General features: G+C 58.1%; 13 protein-coding genes and 1 pseudogene. 10 read left to right on the top strand and 4 right to left on the bottom strand.

Annotated elements, in window-relative coordinates:
* The first annotated feature begins 89 nt into the window (after window positions 1-89).
* The 3 genes from ACPPVP_RS07765 (at window position 90) to ACPPVP_RS07755 (ending at window position 3,559) form a co-directional block, all read left to right on the top strand.
* Window positions 90-1,592, top strand: a complete 1,503-nt coding sequence (locus tag ACPPVP_RS07765) for an FAD-dependent oxidoreductase (RefSeq protein ID WP_426532829.1) — start codon at window positions 90-92, stop codon at window positions 1,590-1,592.
* A gap of 95 nt (window positions 1,593-1,687) precedes the next feature.
* Entirely contained in the window at window positions 1,688-2,278 is a 591-nt protein-coding gene (locus ACPPVP_RS07760; RefSeq protein ID WP_426532827.1) for an alpha-ketoglutarate-dependent dioxygenase AlkB, read from the top strand.
* A gap of 36 nt (window positions 2,279-2,314) precedes the next feature.
* Window positions 2,315-3,559 (top strand): DUF763 domain-containing protein, encoded by a 1,245-nt coding sequence (locus ACPPVP_RS07755; RefSeq protein WP_426537719.1) that lies wholly within the window; start codon window positions 2,315-2,317, stop codon window positions 3,557-3,559.
* Between the two features lie 598 nt (window positions 3,560-4,157).
* Here the strand turns inward: ACPPVP_RS07755 and ACPPVP_RS07750 are convergent.
* On the bottom strand, window positions 4,158-4,721 hold the full coding sequence (locus tag ACPPVP_RS07750) for a hypothetical protein (protein ID WP_426532826.1): 564 nt from the start codon (window positions 4,719-4,721) through the stop codon (window positions 4,158-4,160).
* Window positions 4,722-5,205: 484 nt separating this feature from the next.
* Between ACPPVP_RS07750 and ACPPVP_RS07745 the strand changes: the two genes are divergently transcribed.
* The 4 genes from ACPPVP_RS07745 (at window position 5,206) to ACPPVP_RS07730 (ending at window position 8,081) form a co-directional block, all read left to right on the top strand.
* Window positions 5,206-6,108: a DUF6328 family protein gene (locus tag ACPPVP_RS07745; protein ID WP_426532825.1), complete on the top strand. Its 903-nt coding sequence runs from the start codon at window positions 5,206-5,208 to the stop codon at window positions 6,106-6,108.
* 177 nt (window positions 6,109-6,285) lie between these two features.
* On the top strand, window positions 6,286-6,819 hold the full coding sequence (locus ACPPVP_RS07740; protein ID WP_426532824.1) for a DUF4142 domain-containing protein: 534 nt from the start codon (window positions 6,286-6,288) through the stop codon (window positions 6,817-6,819).
* Between the two features lie 208 nt (window positions 6,820-7,027).
* Entirely contained in the window at window positions 7,028-7,582 is a 555-nt protein-coding gene (locus ACPPVP_RS07735; RefSeq protein WP_426532822.1) for a phosphatase PAP2 family protein, read from the top strand.
* A 67-nt stretch (window positions 7,583-7,649) separates the two neighbouring features.
* Window positions 7,650-8,081: a pyridoxamine 5'-phosphate oxidase family protein gene (locus ACPPVP_RS07730; RefSeq protein ID WP_426532820.1), complete on the top strand. Its 432-nt coding sequence runs from the start codon at window positions 7,650-7,652 to the stop codon at window positions 8,079-8,081.
* 143 nt (window positions 8,082-8,224) lie between these two features.
* On the opposite strand, the gene ACPPVP_RS07725 is transcribed toward ACPPVP_RS07730, so the two are convergent.
* Both ACPPVP_RS07725 and ACPPVP_RS07720 read right to left on the bottom strand, forming a co-directional pair.
* Window positions 8,225-9,259 (bottom strand): ATP-dependent DNA ligase, encoded by a 1,035-nt coding sequence (locus tag ACPPVP_RS07725; protein ID WP_426537717.1) that lies wholly within the window; start codon window positions 9,257-9,259, stop codon window positions 8,225-8,227.
* A gap of 26 nt (window positions 9,260-9,285) precedes the next feature.
* Window positions 9,286-10,137, bottom strand: a complete 852-nt coding sequence (locus tag ACPPVP_RS07720; protein ID WP_426532818.1) for a Ku protein — start codon at window positions 10,135-10,137, stop codon at window positions 9,286-9,288.
* An 84-nt stretch (window positions 10,138-10,221) separates the two neighbouring features.
* On the opposite strand from ACPPVP_RS07720, the gene ligD reads away from it, so the two are divergent.
* The 3 genes from ligD (at window position 10,222) to ACPPVP_RS07705 (ending at window position 14,836) form a co-directional block, all read left to right on the top strand.
* Window positions 10,222-12,921, top strand: a complete 2,700-nt coding sequence (gene ligD, locus ACPPVP_RS07715) for a DNA ligase D (protein WP_426532816.1) — start codon at window positions 10,222-10,224, stop codon at window positions 12,919-12,921.
* An 855-nt stretch (window positions 12,922-13,776) separates the two neighbouring features.
* Window positions 13,777-14,169, top strand: coding sequence for a response regulator (locus ACPPVP_RS07710; protein ID WP_426532814.1), 393 nt, complete (start codon window positions 13,777-13,779; stop codon window positions 14,167-14,169).
* Window positions 14,170-14,569: 400 nt separating this feature from the next.
* Entirely contained in the window at window positions 14,570-14,836 is a 267-nt protein-coding gene (locus ACPPVP_RS07705; protein ID WP_426532812.1) for a hypothetical protein, read from the top strand.
* A gap of 675 nt (window positions 14,837-15,511) precedes the next feature.
* Here ACPPVP_RS07705 and rpoH read toward each other — a convergent pair.
* A pseudogene (rpoH, locus tag ACPPVP_RS07700) lies at window positions 15,512-16,407 on the bottom strand (RNA polymerase sigma factor RpoH).
* Window positions 16,408-16,529 lie beyond the last annotated feature (122 nt).

Here is a 16,529-nt window from a genome sequence, read left to right as displayed (position 1 = left end):
GTTAGATTCCTCTCATTCTTTGCTGCATTGCCCGGATGGGAACTGGTGATACGCCCGGCCGTTTGCATGCATTGAAGCGAGGAATTTCAATGGCCAGCAAATCTCTTTGGATGTCGATTGCGGTGGCGCCTCAGGCCATCCCGTTGCAAGGTGACGAACGGTGCGACGTAGTCGTCGTGGGGAGCGGCATTGCCGGCCTGTCGACGGCCTATGAACTTAGCGAGCGCGGGCGGTCAGTGATCGTTATCGATCGCGGGCCGATAGCAGGCGGTATGACCGCGCGTACCTCCGCTCATTTGGCGCCGCTGTGCGATGACCTGATGAGCGAGATGCAAAAGATCAAAGGGGAAGATCAGTCGAAGCTCTTTTATGAAAGCCAGGCTGCGGCAGTGGACCGCATTGAAGAGATACAGAAGAGCGAAGGGATCGATTGCGATTTTCGCCGCCTCGACGGCTACTTGTTTCAGGGCGACGATATGCCGGCTGACGTGATTGACGAAGAGCTCGACGCTGTGCGGGCGGTTGGCGCTCCTGTCGATCGTTTGGTCGGTGTGCCTCTCAGCGGATGTGACAGCCGCCATGCGCTGCGTTACCCCCGTCAAGCGACATTTCATCCGCTCAAGTATCTGGCGGGAGTGGCCGAGGCCTGTGCCAAGCGCGGGGTTCGCTTCTTTGCCGATACGGCCGCAGATGAAATCGTCGAAGAAAATGGCGCGGTCACGGTCAGGACCGCACGGGGTCTGATCCGCGCCGGCCATGCCGTCGTTGCCACCAATTCATCGATCGTCGACCGCGTGGCGGTGCATTCGAAAACCTCGCCCTACCGAACTTATGTCATGGGCTTCGCAATCAGTCGCGGCGCCCTGCCGGATGCGCTCTACTGGGACACGGAAGAACCCTATCACTACGTGCGCCTTCAGCCCGGGGATAAGGGCCTGGATATCGTGTTGGTTGGCGGCGAGGACCACAAGAGCGGCGAAGCCGATGACGCCGACACGCGTTTCGAGCGCCTCGAGCAATGGGCGCGCGGCAAAATGCCGATGCTGAAGGATGTCACCCATCGGTGGTCGGGACAGGTGCTCGATACGATCGACTATGCTGGCTTTATCGGCAAAAACCCTGGATCGGAGTACATCTATGTCGCGACCGGCGACTCCGGACAGGGCCTGACCCATGGCGTGATGGGTGCGATGCTGAATTCGACCCTGGTTACAGGGGGCAAAAGCGATTGGGCGGAGCTGTATGCACCTGACCGCAAGCCACTGAAGGCCGCCAAGAACTGGGTGATGGAGAACAGCACCGCACTCAAGAATCTCGCGGAGTATGTGACGTCCGGCGAAATCAGCTCTGCGGATGAATTGGAGCACGGACAGGGTGCGATCATACGCGAGGGCCTACGGAAGATCGCGGCCTATCGCGACGCCAAAGGGAATGTTCACCAGCATTCCGCCGCGTGCACACATCTCGGGTGCCATCTGCACTGGAATAGCTTTGAGAGCTGCTGGGACTGTCCGTGTCATGGATCTATCTTTGGGCCCGAAGGCCAGGTGCTGAACGCGCCGGCCATCTCCGGACTTACTCCCACTTCCTGACGCCACTTTGGCCGCAAAAATACCCTACAGCGTAGGCCCTCCTTTCAACTGGGCTTTGGGAACCTACATACATTGCATCCCACGAGGGAGGCATCGTGTCCGATCAATTGGCCCTGTTTGATAAAGTGCGTCCGGAGCCAGAAGGACTGCGCTACGCTGCCGACTTCGTATCGCCGGCTATCGAACAGGAACTTATTCTGGGAATCCAGACCCTCCCGCTTCAGCCTTTTCAGTTCGGTGAATTTGAAGGCAAGCGGCGGGTTGCCTCGTTCGGCTTCCGCTACGACTACGACTTTCATCAATTAAAGCGCGCTGAACCGATCCCCGCCTGGCTGGCTGAAATCGTTGCAAACGTCGAGATGTTCGTAGGCCCTGCAACCCGGATCCAGCAGGTTCTCTGTACCGAATACGGCGTGGGAGTTGGCATCGGCTGGCACCGCGACAAGCCGCATTTCGACGAGATATTCGGCCTATCGCTTGGATCCGCCTGCAAGTTTCGGTTCCGCAAACGCTCGGGCAAGACCTGGGATCGCTTCAAGATCGATGCCGAGCCCCGGTCGATCTACATGATGACTGGCGCGTCGCGACAGATATGGGAACACAGCGTTCCCGCCGTTGAAGCGCCGAGATATTCAATTACGTTTCGCACGATGACCAATGGACCTGACCTGAGGACACCGGCCTGATACACTTCCGCTCGAACACAAATGGTGCGATTCGAAATGGCAAGACGTTCCGGCACCGCGATTCTCCCGCTGCACGGTGGACGGGTACCGCCCTGGCTGGCGACACGCATGTCTGCCCTCGGAGCCGTTATCACTCAGGCGATCGTTCACCATTACGGCCGGGATGAATTCCTTCGAAGACTATCTCATCCATTCTGGTTCCAGTCGTTCGGTGCAGTCATGGGCATGGACTGGCACTCGTCTGGCATCACCACCAGCGTAATCGGCGCCCTCAAGCGCGGGCTGGGACCGCTTTCCGGCGAGCTTGGCATCCACGTCTGCGGCGGACGAGGCCAGCATTCGCGGAAGACGCCAGACGAATTACGGGTGCTGGGCGAGCGTATCGGTTTCGACGGCGCCGGGCTCACTCGCGCGAGCCGCCTCGTCGCCAAAGTCGACAGCGCCGCCGTCCAGGATGGCTTCGATCTCTACCTGCACGGTTTCTTCGTGACCGACGACGGCAAATGGACGGTCGTGCAGCAGGGCATGAACGGCGACAACAAGCAGGCGCGGCGGTACCATTGGCATTCAGAGGACCTGAAGAGCTTCGTCGACAAACCGCATAGCGCGATCGAGGGACCCGTGCAGGGCGAGATCGTGAACCTCACGGACAAGCGCGCCGAGGCCTCTCGCAGCGCCCAGCTAGAGTTGCTGACAGGCTTCGGCCCCGACCGTATCGTTTCCGAGCTTTCCGCCCTTGGGGGCGAGGCGCCGGCGCAAGCCTTGCTTCCGCATCTCGTCATGCCGGCGCATCACGACGTCCGATCAAGCGACGTCTTCACGCGGCGCCTTCACGGCACGCTCGCAGCAGCGGCCGAGCGTGGCCCCGTCGACTTCCCCGAACTACTTCTAACTCCAGGCGTCGGAGCGCGCACGGTCCGATCGCTCGCCATGGTGGCCGAGGTCGTGCACGGAGCTCCCTACCGCTTCCGGGATCCCGCCCGCTTCTCGCTGGCCCATGGTGGAAAGGATCGCCACCCCTACCCGGTCCCCCTGAAAGTCTACGACGAGAGCATCCGGGTGATGAAGTCCGCGGTGCTGAAAGCAAAGCTCGGACGGGACGAAGAGATGCAGGCCCTCAAACGCCTCGACTGCCAGGCCCGCCGCCCTGAGGTTGTTGCCGGGGGTCCGTCGCTGGAGTCCTTTATTGCCGTTGAACTCGCGGGCTCGCCCGCGCTAGACGGCAGATCAGTCTTCGGCTGGGAGAAAGATTTGGCTGGAAAAAGGACTGCGGGTTCTTAGCTAGGTGGCAGGCGGGCGAAATGGCCTCTCAGACGCCGCCGGTGCCTCCGCAAGGCGTTTGGCCACGGGAGCAGCGCCGTAAGCCGGCAGACGGCTCTGCGTATTGGTCACCGGGCTATTCCCTGGCTGGGACGTTCGGCAAACTGGAAGGCACCGTGGCAGTTGTGCGAGGTGATCGCCTCACTAATGCATCATAGTTGCGGCCAGATCCAGCAGACGCTTCCTGATAAAAGGATCGGCTTTGTCGGCGAGTTCTCGTACGTGCCGAGCCCACTCCTTGTAGAACTCATGGTCCAATTTAGCCTTACTACTAGGGCCTTGGCGGTTGTGCCAAGCTGCTTTCGGCCCATTTCGCAGCATTCATTTCAGAGGATAGAACTCGTTGCACTTAAGACGGCGCAGTTTAGTAAAACATCTACTGCACTTCAGGCAGCGCGCTTAGTCCATTTATCTCTCCCACTTTTGAGAAAAGCAGGGCAGTGAACCCGAATTGAAAAGCGCTGCTTATAGGGTGAATGCTTTTGCTTGAGCTCGATAAAGACGGCGGAACTATCTGACGCCTTTTAAAGCAACCGTCGAGTCGATCGGCTGCGAATCTTCAATCGTCGATCCTTCGAAGGTCGGCCACCCTTACCAGACCGTCCTGACTAGTGAACGAAAGGGTTTGGTCGCTGGTCTGAGCTTGAGCGACGCCGAATATTCGATGACTGCCGGTATCGTAAATCGAGATGGCACCGTGATCGTCTAGCACCAGCCTCCGACTCTCAGGGAAAACCGCATAGCGCATTTCGTTTTGTGCGCCTACCGCTCCAGGCCGCCCCAAGCCGGACGGCCACCAGTTGGTCGAGTCCGACATCGACCGATAGCTGACGCGGTCTGACGCAGCGCGCCCGCCGCCATCGGGCGGCTCTGACTGCTCTAAATGGGCGGCGATGTCGGTACAAAGCGCGTCGAGCTTCGATTTTAGCTGCGTGTTGAACATGTCACCGACCATGGACATGCCGGGCGACCACTGCGACATGCCGCCGAAATCGGCGTGGCTGAACTGAGCCATCCGCCCGCCCGCGCTTCGGAGAGCCTTCATGACGACCTGTACCGCTGCGGGCGACACGGAATGCCGCTTTGCCAAGCGATCGACCAGTTCGATCTCGGTTTCTGCCATCTGCCATCCTTCCTATTCCGACGATATGCGAATCGCTGCCGCCCGTAGTCCATCTGAACCCGCGTCGTTCAACCGCACGTTCGGTAAGCTAGGTTGGAACCTGCTCCATTCAATCGGAAACACTGATAGGCCGCTATTGCACGATTAGACAGGATGAACCTGCTTTGCTGGCCGCAACGGATCATGGTTTCGATCGTGTCGCTGAGAAACCGGCTTGCAATAGCCCGGTCGCCGAGTTCGCCGGTCCGCTCCAAGTATTCCCACGCGATCAGAAAGGAGTCTTCAAGCAGCTGAGAAAGCGAAACAGTCATGGCCGGAAACGATCTGGAGCCGCTGGTGTTCCAGTCGCCGCTGCCTACCCGCCGAAGAAGCGGACCCTTTTCTTTGACCAAGGATAGCGGCGGGGGAACCAAAGTAGAGCGTCCGCGAGGTGTCGTGGAACCCAACACGCTTCGCCAATTTATTGCGTTTTGGGGAAACTAGAATGGACCTGGACCAAAAACTAAAAACGGCGCTCGACGAATCCCGCCTGCTGATACTTGGCGCGCAGGTTTTGTTCGGATTCGCCTTTCAGGGCGTCTTCCAGGACCTGTTCAATGAAGTGCCGCAGGTCAGCCAGTTTCTGCAGTGTGCCGGACTCGGATTCATGCTGCTGAGCGTTTGCCTTCTTATCGCACCATCGCTCTATCATCAGATTGTTTTCAATGGCGAGAGCCGTCCCGGCGCCCTCGCCTACGCCTCACGGTTCGCTGGCGCGAGCCTTTTGCCCCTCACACTAGGGCTCGGCGCATTGGTTTTTGTCGTATTCGAACAGCTTTTCGGCCGAACAGTCGGGGCGGTTTTCGGCGTCACCTTCACGACCGGCTCCGTTCTGCTCTTGTACGGGCTGGGGATTGCCCTTCGACGTCCTTCCCGGAGCAAGAAGATGCCCGATCAGACCGCCACGCCTCTCAGGATCAAAATCGAGCAGATGCTTACCGAAGCGAGGGTGATCATTCCCGGAGGTCAGGCGCTGATGGGCTTCCAGTTCATTTGCACGTTCACACGGTCGTTCAGGGAACTCCCGCTATCGATCCAGTATCTTCACGCGGCGGCTCTTTGCGCCGTCGCACTTTCTGTCCTGCTGTTGATGACGCCGGCGGCGCTGCACCGGATCGCCTTCCACGGCGAGGATGACGCAAGCTTTTTCAGGATCGGATCCGCCCTGGTCATCGCCGCTTCCATTCCTTTAGCAATAGGCATCGCCGCCGACATAGCGGTCGTCTTTTTCAAGGTAACGGACGACATGAAAAGTGCCTCAATCGCGGGAGCCGTGGCGCTCGGCGTCCTGGTCGCCGTCTGGCTGGGATTTCCCATATGGCGGCGAAATTCGGCGGCTTCTCGATAATCGTCCACCGTAAGGCTGAACACGCGGCAATGAACGAAATGTCCAGGCCTCAAGCCCGTTGAGCGTGGGACCTATCCGACGCGTCCCCTTTAGGAACCACGGTGCCCCAGCCGGGTTGGATTGTGACAGCCGCGTGACGAACTTCCGCGGACGAAAAAGAGCAAGGACACGTGAAACATGAGGAAGCTACTTACACTCGCTGCGGTGGCACTGCTGCTCTCCACCACGGCTTTCGCTCAATCGGTCGGTGAAAAGACCGGCGTGAATTCGGCACTCGGCATCAGCCCGACGACGGCGGATTTTGTTAAAGAGGTCGCGATGAGCGACATGGCGGAGATCGCGGCTGCCAAGATTGGCCAGGAACGCGGAAACGCCGAGGAGAAGGCCTTTTCAGCCCAGATGATCGCGGACCACACCAAGACGTCCGAAGAACTGAAAGCGATGGTGCCGGCTGACGCTAAGGCGGCAATCCCAGCGGCTCTGGATAGCTCCTCTCAGAGCAAGATCGACAAACTGAAAAATGCAAAGCCTGACGATTTCTCCTCCGAATTCGATTCCATGCAGGTTAGCGCTCATAAGGATGCAGTGTCGCTGTTCGAGCGTTATGCCAAGGGCGGTGAGGATGCCAAGCTAAAGGGTTGGTCCGATAAGACGCTTCCAGCTCTCAAGCACCACCTCGAGATGGCGCAGAACCTCGGTAAGAAGAAGTAACGGTCACGGTTGTGACGCCCGCGAAATCGGAGCGGTTGGACAAGCTTCCTCTATAGCGTGCGCTGCGCGCTCTGGAGAATGACTAATACGATGCTTTCGTTCGGAACTCAAAAGGTCTGCACAAAAGCAAGAAACTCCGCAAACGCGCGATAGCGTTGGCAACATTATGATTCACCAATTCAGCGGTAATTAGCCGAACTGAGCAAGCATGGCCCTTTTCCGAGTGAAGCCGACCGAAGCTGACATCACGATAGCGGATGGTATCGCGGCGCACACGGGCCGACCAGCCGAACATATTGCGCAAGCCCTGACGTGGGGTGCCGACGAACATGTGCTTTGCGCGCTTGCGATCGGCTGGTGGCTCTACGCACGGACCCGGGCCGTATCGGTGCGACGAGAAAGCGATCATGTACTGGTGACTACCATCGTTGCCTCTATTCTGCCCCACGCGCTCAAGAAAGTCTTCGATCAGGAGCGTCCAGACCGTCTGACCGTGCTCGGTCACCTGCACGGAATCCCACTGTCCGGAAAACGTCTCGATGCATTTCCGTCAGGGCACGCTGTGCATGTCGGGGCGCTGGCATCGGCGGCGACCGCGTTGCCGCCAGCCCAGCGGAACGCCATTTGGGCCGTTGGCGGTGGTCTCGTCCTAACGCGGATCGTCCTACTAGCTCATTGGACGAGCGATGTCGTCGCCGGCCTCGCCGTCGGAGCAGCGCTGGAACGCTTGCTCCGGTGCGTGACTGGATTCGAGCGGCGCTGACTAAGAAAGCTCGGAACGCTTGCTCTCCTCGTCTGTTTGAAATCGTCATAACGGAGGGTCAACATCCATGCACCACAAGTCAATCGAAGAGATCTCAAAACGAATGGCGGGGATCGACATCGCGATTCTATCTACGCACACCGAAGGTGGTCAGATTGCCAACAGGCCGATGAGCAACAACGGCGATGTAGAATATGACGGTACGTCGTACTATTTCACGTTCGAGCAAGCCCGAACCGTTGCGGATATCCAAGCCAATCCCAGGGTTGCGCTCGGATTTACCGGCGAAGGCGGGATCTTTTCCGATGCGATCTATGTGGCGATCGAAGGCAACGCGGAGCTCATCCGCGATAAGGCGATATTCAAAGCGCATTGGACGAGCGACCTAGATCGGTGGTTCGACAAGGGCGTCGACACGCCTAACATTGTGCTCATCAAGGTGAAGGCGAATCGAATTACCTACTGGGACGGCGAAGAAGAAGGCGCAGTTCAAGTGTAGGGGATTGAGCGACCTCGCCATACCGCTGCGCCCATATCGAAGGGCTGAGTTGGGAACGCTGGGCGGGCTTGAGGGTATGTCTGTGCAGGCGACATCCCAAAACCGACACTCTCATGTTGCACTTTCCAGAGCGCGCCAGCCGCCTATCGTTTAAGACCGGATCCAGGTCTAGCAACGGCTGCCATGAGCCGGCGATCTATCTTCTGATCAACCTGCTCAAAGGTGCATTGACGTGGTTTCTTGTCCGGTCGCCACCTCAGGATCGATGTGCCGTGGCGGAAGCGCCCACCGCTGAAATGATCATATGAAACCTCGACAACGTAACTCGGCTTCACCGCCTGCCATTCGGACGAACGTTTTGTCGACCAGCGGCTGGGTCCCCCCGGGGCATTTCCCGTGAAACTTCGATCGTTTTTTGCGGCCTCGAGCTTGTCGGTTAGGGCCGGCTTATCCTTGGCCTTGATGCCTGAAGAAAATCCCACGTGGTGAAGCAAGCCGTCGGCATCATATAGTCCGAGGAGAATCGATCCCACGACCTTGCGACCGGCTTGAAGGTTTTCTCCGTACCGAAATCCGCCGATCACGCAGTCCGCGCTACGGTACCGTTTTATCTTCTGCATTCCATCACGGTTACCGGCTTGATACGGAAGATCGAGGCGTTTCGCGATGACCCCGTCGCTTCCGCCACCTGCGGAGGTAAGCCAGCGTTCAGCGTCTTTCAGACGCAGGCTGGCCGGAGATAGACGGAAAAGCTTGTTGCTGGAAAAGTTACGGGCGGCAAATTGCTCGAGTTGCGGCCGCCGCTTGCTCAGTGGCTGGGCTGCAAGCTCGGTTATTCCCTTCTTCAACAAATCGAACGCGAGAAACAGTGCCGGAGTTTGCTCGGCCAGTTTCTTTACGCGGCTCGCCGCGGGATGAATGCGCTGCAGCAGGTCGTCGAACGAAAGTTGCCCATCTACAGGAACGACGATTTCGCCATCGAGGACAAAGCTTTTTTCGCGCAAGGTCAATGCCGCGATCACTACTTCCGGAAAATACCGAGCCAGATCCTGACCTGACTTGGAATACATGGTAACGGCACCGGAATCGCGCATCAGGAGACACCGAAATCCATCCCATTTCGGCTCGTACTGCCACTCCTCGCCAGAGGGAACACCATCGACGGAGCGCGCCTCCATCGCCTCGATCTGCACGCGGTTTTTCTTCACGCGGCCTTCCGCTTACGGTTGCGGCGCGCCGGCACCCGCTTCTTTCCTTTTGCAGACGGAGTGGCAGCTTTCTTGCGTCCCAAGCTCTGTTTCAACGCATCCATCAGATCGATAACGTTGCTTTCCTCTGCCATTTCCTCCGGGATTTCGATCGTCTTGCCTGCGGCCTTGCGCTTGACCAGGGCCTTAAGCGCCGCTTCATACTTGTCCTTGAATTTGTCCGGGTCGAATTTCGAAGCCTTCTTATCCAGGATGTGAGAAGCTAGATCGACCATATCCTTCGACACGCGCGGACTGGGAATGTCGTCGAAGTAGTCATCCTCATCCCTTAACTCGTAGGGATAACGCAGTGTCGTTCCTAACAATCCCTTGCCCAGCGGTTTCAGTGCGATGACATGCTCCCTGTTCGAAAGCACCACGCGGGCAAGTGCGACCTTCTCCTTTCGCTTCATGGCGTCACGAATGACAACGAAGGCATCGGCGCCCGCCTTGCCGTTTGGAACGACGTAGTACGGCTTGTCCAGGTATCGCTCGTCGATATCCTCGGCAGGAACGAAATCGTCGATTTCGATGGTGTGGGTGCTCTCGAGCTTCACGGCGTCCAGCTCTTCCTCTTCGATCTCGACGTACTTTCCTTTCGAGAGTTCGTAGCCCCTGCCCTTGTGATCTTTGTCGACGACCCGGCCGGTCTGTTCATCGACCATCTGCTGCCTCAGCCGATGACCGGTCTTGGTATTGATTTGGTGAAAATGCGTTCTTTCCGCCTGGGTCGAACCGGGATAGAGCGCAATCGGACAGGTCACGAGCGAGAGCTTAAGCGAGCCCTTCCAATAGGCACGAGGCGACATTTAATGATCTCCGTAGCTGTTGGAACTTTAACCGAACCGGAAACTTTCAGTTCCGTCAGGATCCCATATTGACGGTGCCGTTTCATGATCAGAAAGCTGCTCGCGAAGTACCGCGCCAAACGCGATTTCTCCAAAACGGCCGAACCTAGCGGGGACACGAACGTCAAGGCCTCGAAAGGCCTCCGCTTCGTCGTCCAAAAGCATGCAGCATCACATCTCCACTACGACTTGAGGCTCGAACTTGACGGGGTCTTCAAATCCTGGGCGGTCACCAAGGGTCCTTCCCTCGACCCCCACGACAAACGACTCGCGGTCGAAGTCGAAGATCATCCCCTGGATTACGGCGACTTTGAAGGCACCATTCCAAAGGGCCAGTACGGCGGCGGCACCGTGATGGTCTGGGATCGTGGCCATTGGAATTGCGAAGATCCGGATCGCGCCTATCGGAAAGGCAAGCTGGACTTTACCTTGGACGGTGAGAAGCTTCGTGGCGGCTGGATACTGACCCGAATGCGCAAGCGAGAAGGCGAAAAGCGGACCAATTGGCTCCTGATCAAGCATCGCGATGAGTTCGCCCGGGAAGGAAAAAAGGACACGCTTTTGGATGAGGATACGTCGGTGGCCTCTGGCCGATCGTTGGACGAGATCACGGCGGGCAAAGGTCGGGGTCCGAAGCCATTCGTCACGGCGAAGAAGACCCGAGCTCCCGCAAATGCCGAATGGAAATCTCATCGCGCTGCCGCGCGCGCATCGGCAGCGAAGAAACGGTCTGGGAAAATAGCTGTCCGAAGCAGTCGTTCTCCAAGGAAAGCGGCTGCCAAGAAGAGGAAAACAGCTGCCGATCAAAGGATGCCCTCTTTCATCGCTCCTCAATTGTGTACGTCGGTCGAGCGGCCGCCGGCCGGGGGCGATTGGATCCACGAGATCAAATTCGATGGATATCGGGTTCAGATGCGGGTTGAGAGCGGTGAGGTGACATTGAAGACCCGGAAGGGGCTCGACTGGACAGCCAAGTTTGGCGCTATTGCGAGGACCGCCAGCAAGTTGCCTGATTGCATCGTGGACGGGGAAATTGTCGCTCTCGACCACCGCGGCTCACCCGATTTTGCCGGTCTGCAAGCCGCCCTATCTGATGGGAGAACCGATGACCTAATCTTTTTTGCTTTCGACCTTATGTTCGCAAAGGGACAGGATCTGCGACAACAGAGCGTTGCCGAGCGCAAGCAGGCTCTAAAGAAGCTGCTTGAAAAGGCATACGGAAAGGACCAGGCCGAAATCCGCTACGTCGAACATTTCGAGAGCGGTGGTGAAGCGGTCCTCAAATCCGCTTGCCGGATGTCGCTGGAAGGGATTGTCTCAAAGCAAGCCGCTGCCCGTTATGCTTCGGGGCGGACGGACTCGTGGACCAAGGCCAAATGTCGCGCCGGACACGAGGTGGTCGTCGGAGGCTGGAACAGCAATGGCAGCCAGTTCAAATCGCTGATGGCCGGTGTGTATCGCGGCGACCACCTTGTCTACGTCGGCAATGTCGGAACGGGCTTCGGTGGCGAGAAGGTCGCGAACCTGGTGCCGAAGCTCAAGGCCGCTGCGTCGGAGACGAACCCGTTTGGCGGCAAGGATGCACCTCGCAAGAGGCCCGGAATGCACTGGTTGAAGCCCGAACTGGTGGCTGAGATCGAGTTTGCCGGGTTCACGGGAGCGGGCATGATCCGTCAGGCCGCGTTCAAGGGCCTTCGCCAGGACAAACCTGCGAAGGAGGTCGAAGCAGAGACGCCAGCGCCAGCCGAGAGGATCAACATCGCGAAGCCTGCTCCTGCGCACCATGCCAAATTCGCAAGGATCTCGTCCGACGCTTCCAATGGCGGTGTCGTCATGGGAGTTGCTCTAAGTCGGCCGGATAAGATCCTGTGGCCTGACGAGGGGCACGGGGCGGTCACCAAATTGGATCTCGCCAAGTACTTCGAGAGGGTCGGCGCATGGATGATGGAGCATCTTAAGGGGCGTCCGTGCTCGATAATTAGAGCGCCGGACGGCATCGGAGGACAGCGCTTCTTTCAGCGTCACTCGATGAAGGGCGGCTCAAACCTTCTTGAAGAGGTATCCGTATCTGGCGACCGCAAACCTTATGTGCAAATTGACCGAATCGAGGGTCTGGCAGCTGTAGCGCAAAGTGCCGGCGTCGAGCTGCATCCCTGGAACAACCAGCCCGGCGATCCCGCGCTTCCCGGCCGCCTGGTGTTCGATCTCGACCCGGCGCCCGATGTCGATTTCGAGGTCGTCATCGACGCTGCAAAGGAAATGCGCGATCGCCTTGCCGACCTCGGGCTTGTGTCCTTCTGCAAAACGACGGGCGGCAAAGGACTGCACGTCGTTACACCTCTCGCGCGTCCGAAAAAGGGACAAAGACTGACCTGGGCCGACGCGAAGCAGTTCGCCCGCGACGTTTGCAGCCAGATGTCAAGCGAAAGTCCGGACCGATATCTGATCAACATGAGCAAGGCAAAACGAACGGGGAAGATATTTCTCGACTATCTGCGAAACGATCAATTTTCGACAACGGTGGCGCCGCTCTCCCCCCGGGCACGCCCGCATGCGCCGGTCTCCATGCCGATCACCTGGTCGCAGGTCGAGCACGGCCTAGATCCTATGCAATACACCATCCAGACCGTGCCCCAGCTTATCATGAAGTCAAAGGCGTGGTCCGATTACTGCGACAGCGAACGCCCGCCGCTAGAGGCGATAGCTATATTGGCAAAGCAAACGAGGCTTAATCGGGCAGCTTGACCGGCCCCCCGCGCACCCTTGCGACCCGAATTGGGAAGTCACGCGGCGGTCCGGTGCAAATCGTTCTTCATCGACGGGGATGCTTCTTCCGCCGTCTGTAATCCCACGCGAATTAACGCTGACCTTCACGCTGCCATAGGCCTCGTTCGGTCGCCCGCAACCGGCGAGCAGGCGGTGTCGCCGCGCGCTATCGGTGCTCCCAGCTGCAACAGGGAAGAAGACAGCTTGCTCGGCAATCGGGAATGCGCTTCGCCGACGTACAAGCGGCGTACTTCGCTAGAACCCTGCCCCACGCTTTCGGCTAAGGCGACAACGGCCGCGTGCTCCATGATGTTTCCGAGCAGATCTTTGAAGATCATCTCAGGGTGCCCGTCCTCAAGAATACTCCGCCGCCTTTCGCGAGCGCGTCCTTCGCGGTCTGACAATAACCCCGGCGGCTCCGGCCGCGTTTCGCGTTTCCTTGATCGAGCGGGTATCTTCTCTTCTGCTCAAGACCACCTTCCGCGCGTCCGCCTGGACAAAGCGAAGCAAGGCTACCGGCGAATCCATCTGTGAATAACCGGGGGCGAAAAAAGCGGCGAAGAAGTTGAAGGGTGTGCGGCGCGAGAAATAGTGCGCGTTTCTCGCGGTCGCTTCCAATCTAGAAACGTGCCGCACCATGCTGCGGCCAATTCGAATTTACCTTCCAAGGCCGACGCTAGGAGGAAGGGCTACCCTGTCAGAAGTGCACTTTGCAGGACGGCTCGCTCGCCATGCTGCGTTGCGAGCACGGGCGAGCGAACGCGTCGTTTTTGTCTTTAATGGGAACCTATCGCATGTCTCTGCGTACCGTCCTTCAAGCGGTAGGAGGTGGTCATGAATGAGTCCCTCAGTGTTCTGATTGTCGACGATGACGTCTCGATCCAGAACGTCGTCGAGGATATTCTTAGCGACGGCGGCTTCGAGCCAAAGGCTGCTTCATCTGTCGAAGAGGCGATAGCTTTGTTGAATGCCCATAGATTTCGCGCAGTCATCATCGATATCTCTTTTGGAAAGGATCACGTAAAGGGGTGGGCCGTTGCCAGGCGGGCTAGGGCATTCAATCCAGCCCTGCCCATCATCTATATCACTGGCGGAAACACTGACGAATGGGCGATTCAGGGTGTGCCGAACAGCATCCTAATCACGAAGCCGTTTCCGCCGGCGCAGCTTCTGACCGCAGTTTCACAGCTGCTCACGACTGGGACACCCCAAGTGGCCGGACATTGAAAGGCGGCCTCTTTTGCGGGCCCCTCGCCCGTCCTCCTCACTCCAGCTACGATGGATCCGGCCAGCCACGACGCGATAGCCGTACAACTTCGATACGCCCGCATTTTTCACAGCGATATCTAAGAAGCTCTTTTCCATCATCCGGGTCGCTTCCCTCAATCTTCATCGTTTGTTTGCAATCGATGCAAGTCATTGAGTCGAGCAACCGATTCCGATCGTCGTTCATGTGTTCTGCAACCGCCACTTGCGCTTCTTCCTTCAGCCGCCGGCGGACGGGCAACCACCTGTAACGCTGGATGTTCCTTTAGGAACGTTTGAACTAGACCGCAATTGGTGTCGATCTGCAGAGGACACAAAACATGACTTCGATCTCATCTTGGGAATGGCCAACCGCTAGAGCTTGGCGGCCGGCGATCGCTTTGGCGACTTCGCTCTGCCGATGGTTCCATATAATCTGGCTGCGCAGGGGCTGCCCGTCGAAACGGGTTCGCACCTGCCAGTCGCACTGTGGTTTATCGGTGCCGTTATTCTTGGATTGGCATTGGCCTATGGCATCACGCGAAACAGGCGCCGGACCATCGCCGAGAAGCGGGTAACCGACCAAGCGACAAAGAGCCTTTATGCCGAAGAAGAGCGGGACCGTGCAAAGAGCCGGCGTGGCTTCTAATAAAATTCCACTAAAATAGTTTGGCGCTGCGGCCCGGGTTAGTTGCTTCAGCTGCCGCTCCTTTCAATCTACTGTCGTGTTAAATTAGCCCGCAATTTCCGAAAGGCCAGCGCGTCAATGCTAAGCACCCAGCGACGGGAGGGCTCGTTGGTGAAGTGCTTCACGCTCTACGGTAGCCCGCATTCGATCCGACCTACAAGGTGGCGCTCATGATGCGCCGGATCAGCCGTTCCGTTCCGCTAGGTGAGCTTCCAGATGCGGACGCTCAAGACGTCGGAGTTTATAGCTTCCCGCCGGGGGCAAGTTGCGGTTCTAGTCGACAGTGCTCAAATCTACACCGGCTGTCGCCGAGAAGAGTGCTGCACCATAGTGCTACACCGTCATTTTCCAGCGGTTCGAGAAACACTTGATTGAAGGCTTTTTTGCTGTCGCAAATCGCTGGCGAAGAGGGAGGGCTTCGCATACCTCATACCGCTGTCTGCGCACAGGCTCGGGTGGATGCCGCCGCAATGGCGCCATGACCGACGGGCTGACGACCAAGGGGAGCACTCGGCCCTAGCGCAGATGATCCATCGATCTGGATGTCTTCTGCGCGTCCGTCGAGCAGCGGGACAATCCTGATCAACAGCTTGGTTTATCACCCTCCAGGCACTGCCTCTGGCCCTCGGCAGTCATTTACTCGCCTCTGTTTGACCGTGGCGTCGTGCAGCCTTTCGCCTGTCGGGCGCATACCGTAGCCTGAACTTTTTCGAACGCGCGAATTTCGAATTTGCCGCACCCGCTCGCGTGAAATGCCAAATCGTGTCGCGAGCTCCTCGACCCTGACCGCCGGTTCGGACAGGAACCGCGCTTCAAAGATGCCGCGCTCGCGCGTGTTGAGCACTTGCAGGGCGTCGGTAAGCGCCTGACGCCGCTGTTTGACTTCCTCCTGATCGGCGTACACGGCTTCCGGACTGGATGTTGGATCGACGAGCCAGTCCTGCGCTTCGCCTGCCTCATCTGCATGCACCAAAGTGTTGAGCGACACGTCACCGCCAAGGCGCCGGTTCATGTCAACAACATCGTTCTCGTTCACGCCAAGCCTCTTGGCGATGATCGCGGTGTGCTCAGGTCGGAGATCGCCATCCTCTAGCGCCGAGATCTCCGCTTTAGTTCTGCGAAGCCTGAAGAACAGCTTCTTCTGGGCAGCGCTGGTTCCCATTTTACTAGCGACCATGAACGCAGAATATATTCCTGAATCGAAGCCTTGATCCACCACATCGCATAGGTCGCAGCCGATATCCGCGCTCCGGCTCGAAGCGTTTCACAGCCTGCATGAGGCCTACGTTTCCTTCCGAAATGATGTCCGCAATCGGCAGTCCATAACCCCGATACCTCATGGCGATCTTGGCAACGAACCGCAGATGGCTGGTGACGAGGTGATAAGCAGCCTCGCGGTTGCCATGCTCTCGCCAGAGCATCGCATAGGCTGCCTCCTGGTCCGGCCGCAACATGGGAAATTTGCGAATTTCTGTAAGATAATGCGTCAACCCCCTGTCGACCGACAGCGTCGGAACAGCTGCAATGCCCATTGCCAAGCTCCTTGTCCTTATTGGCGAAACCCGCATCGCCTGCGTTTCGCATCCAAAATGAGAACAGAATTAGCTGAATATACCCCGAACAATCTCCGCCTCCGCTCCCGGCGCACGCCAAC

The organism is Bradyrhizobium sp. McL0615 (assembly GCF_049993905.1).
Taxonomy (GTDB): Bacteria; Pseudomonadota; Alphaproteobacteria; order Rhizobiales; family Xanthobacteraceae; genus Bradyrhizobium.
This window is presented reverse-complemented; position numbering and strand designations above follow the sequence as displayed.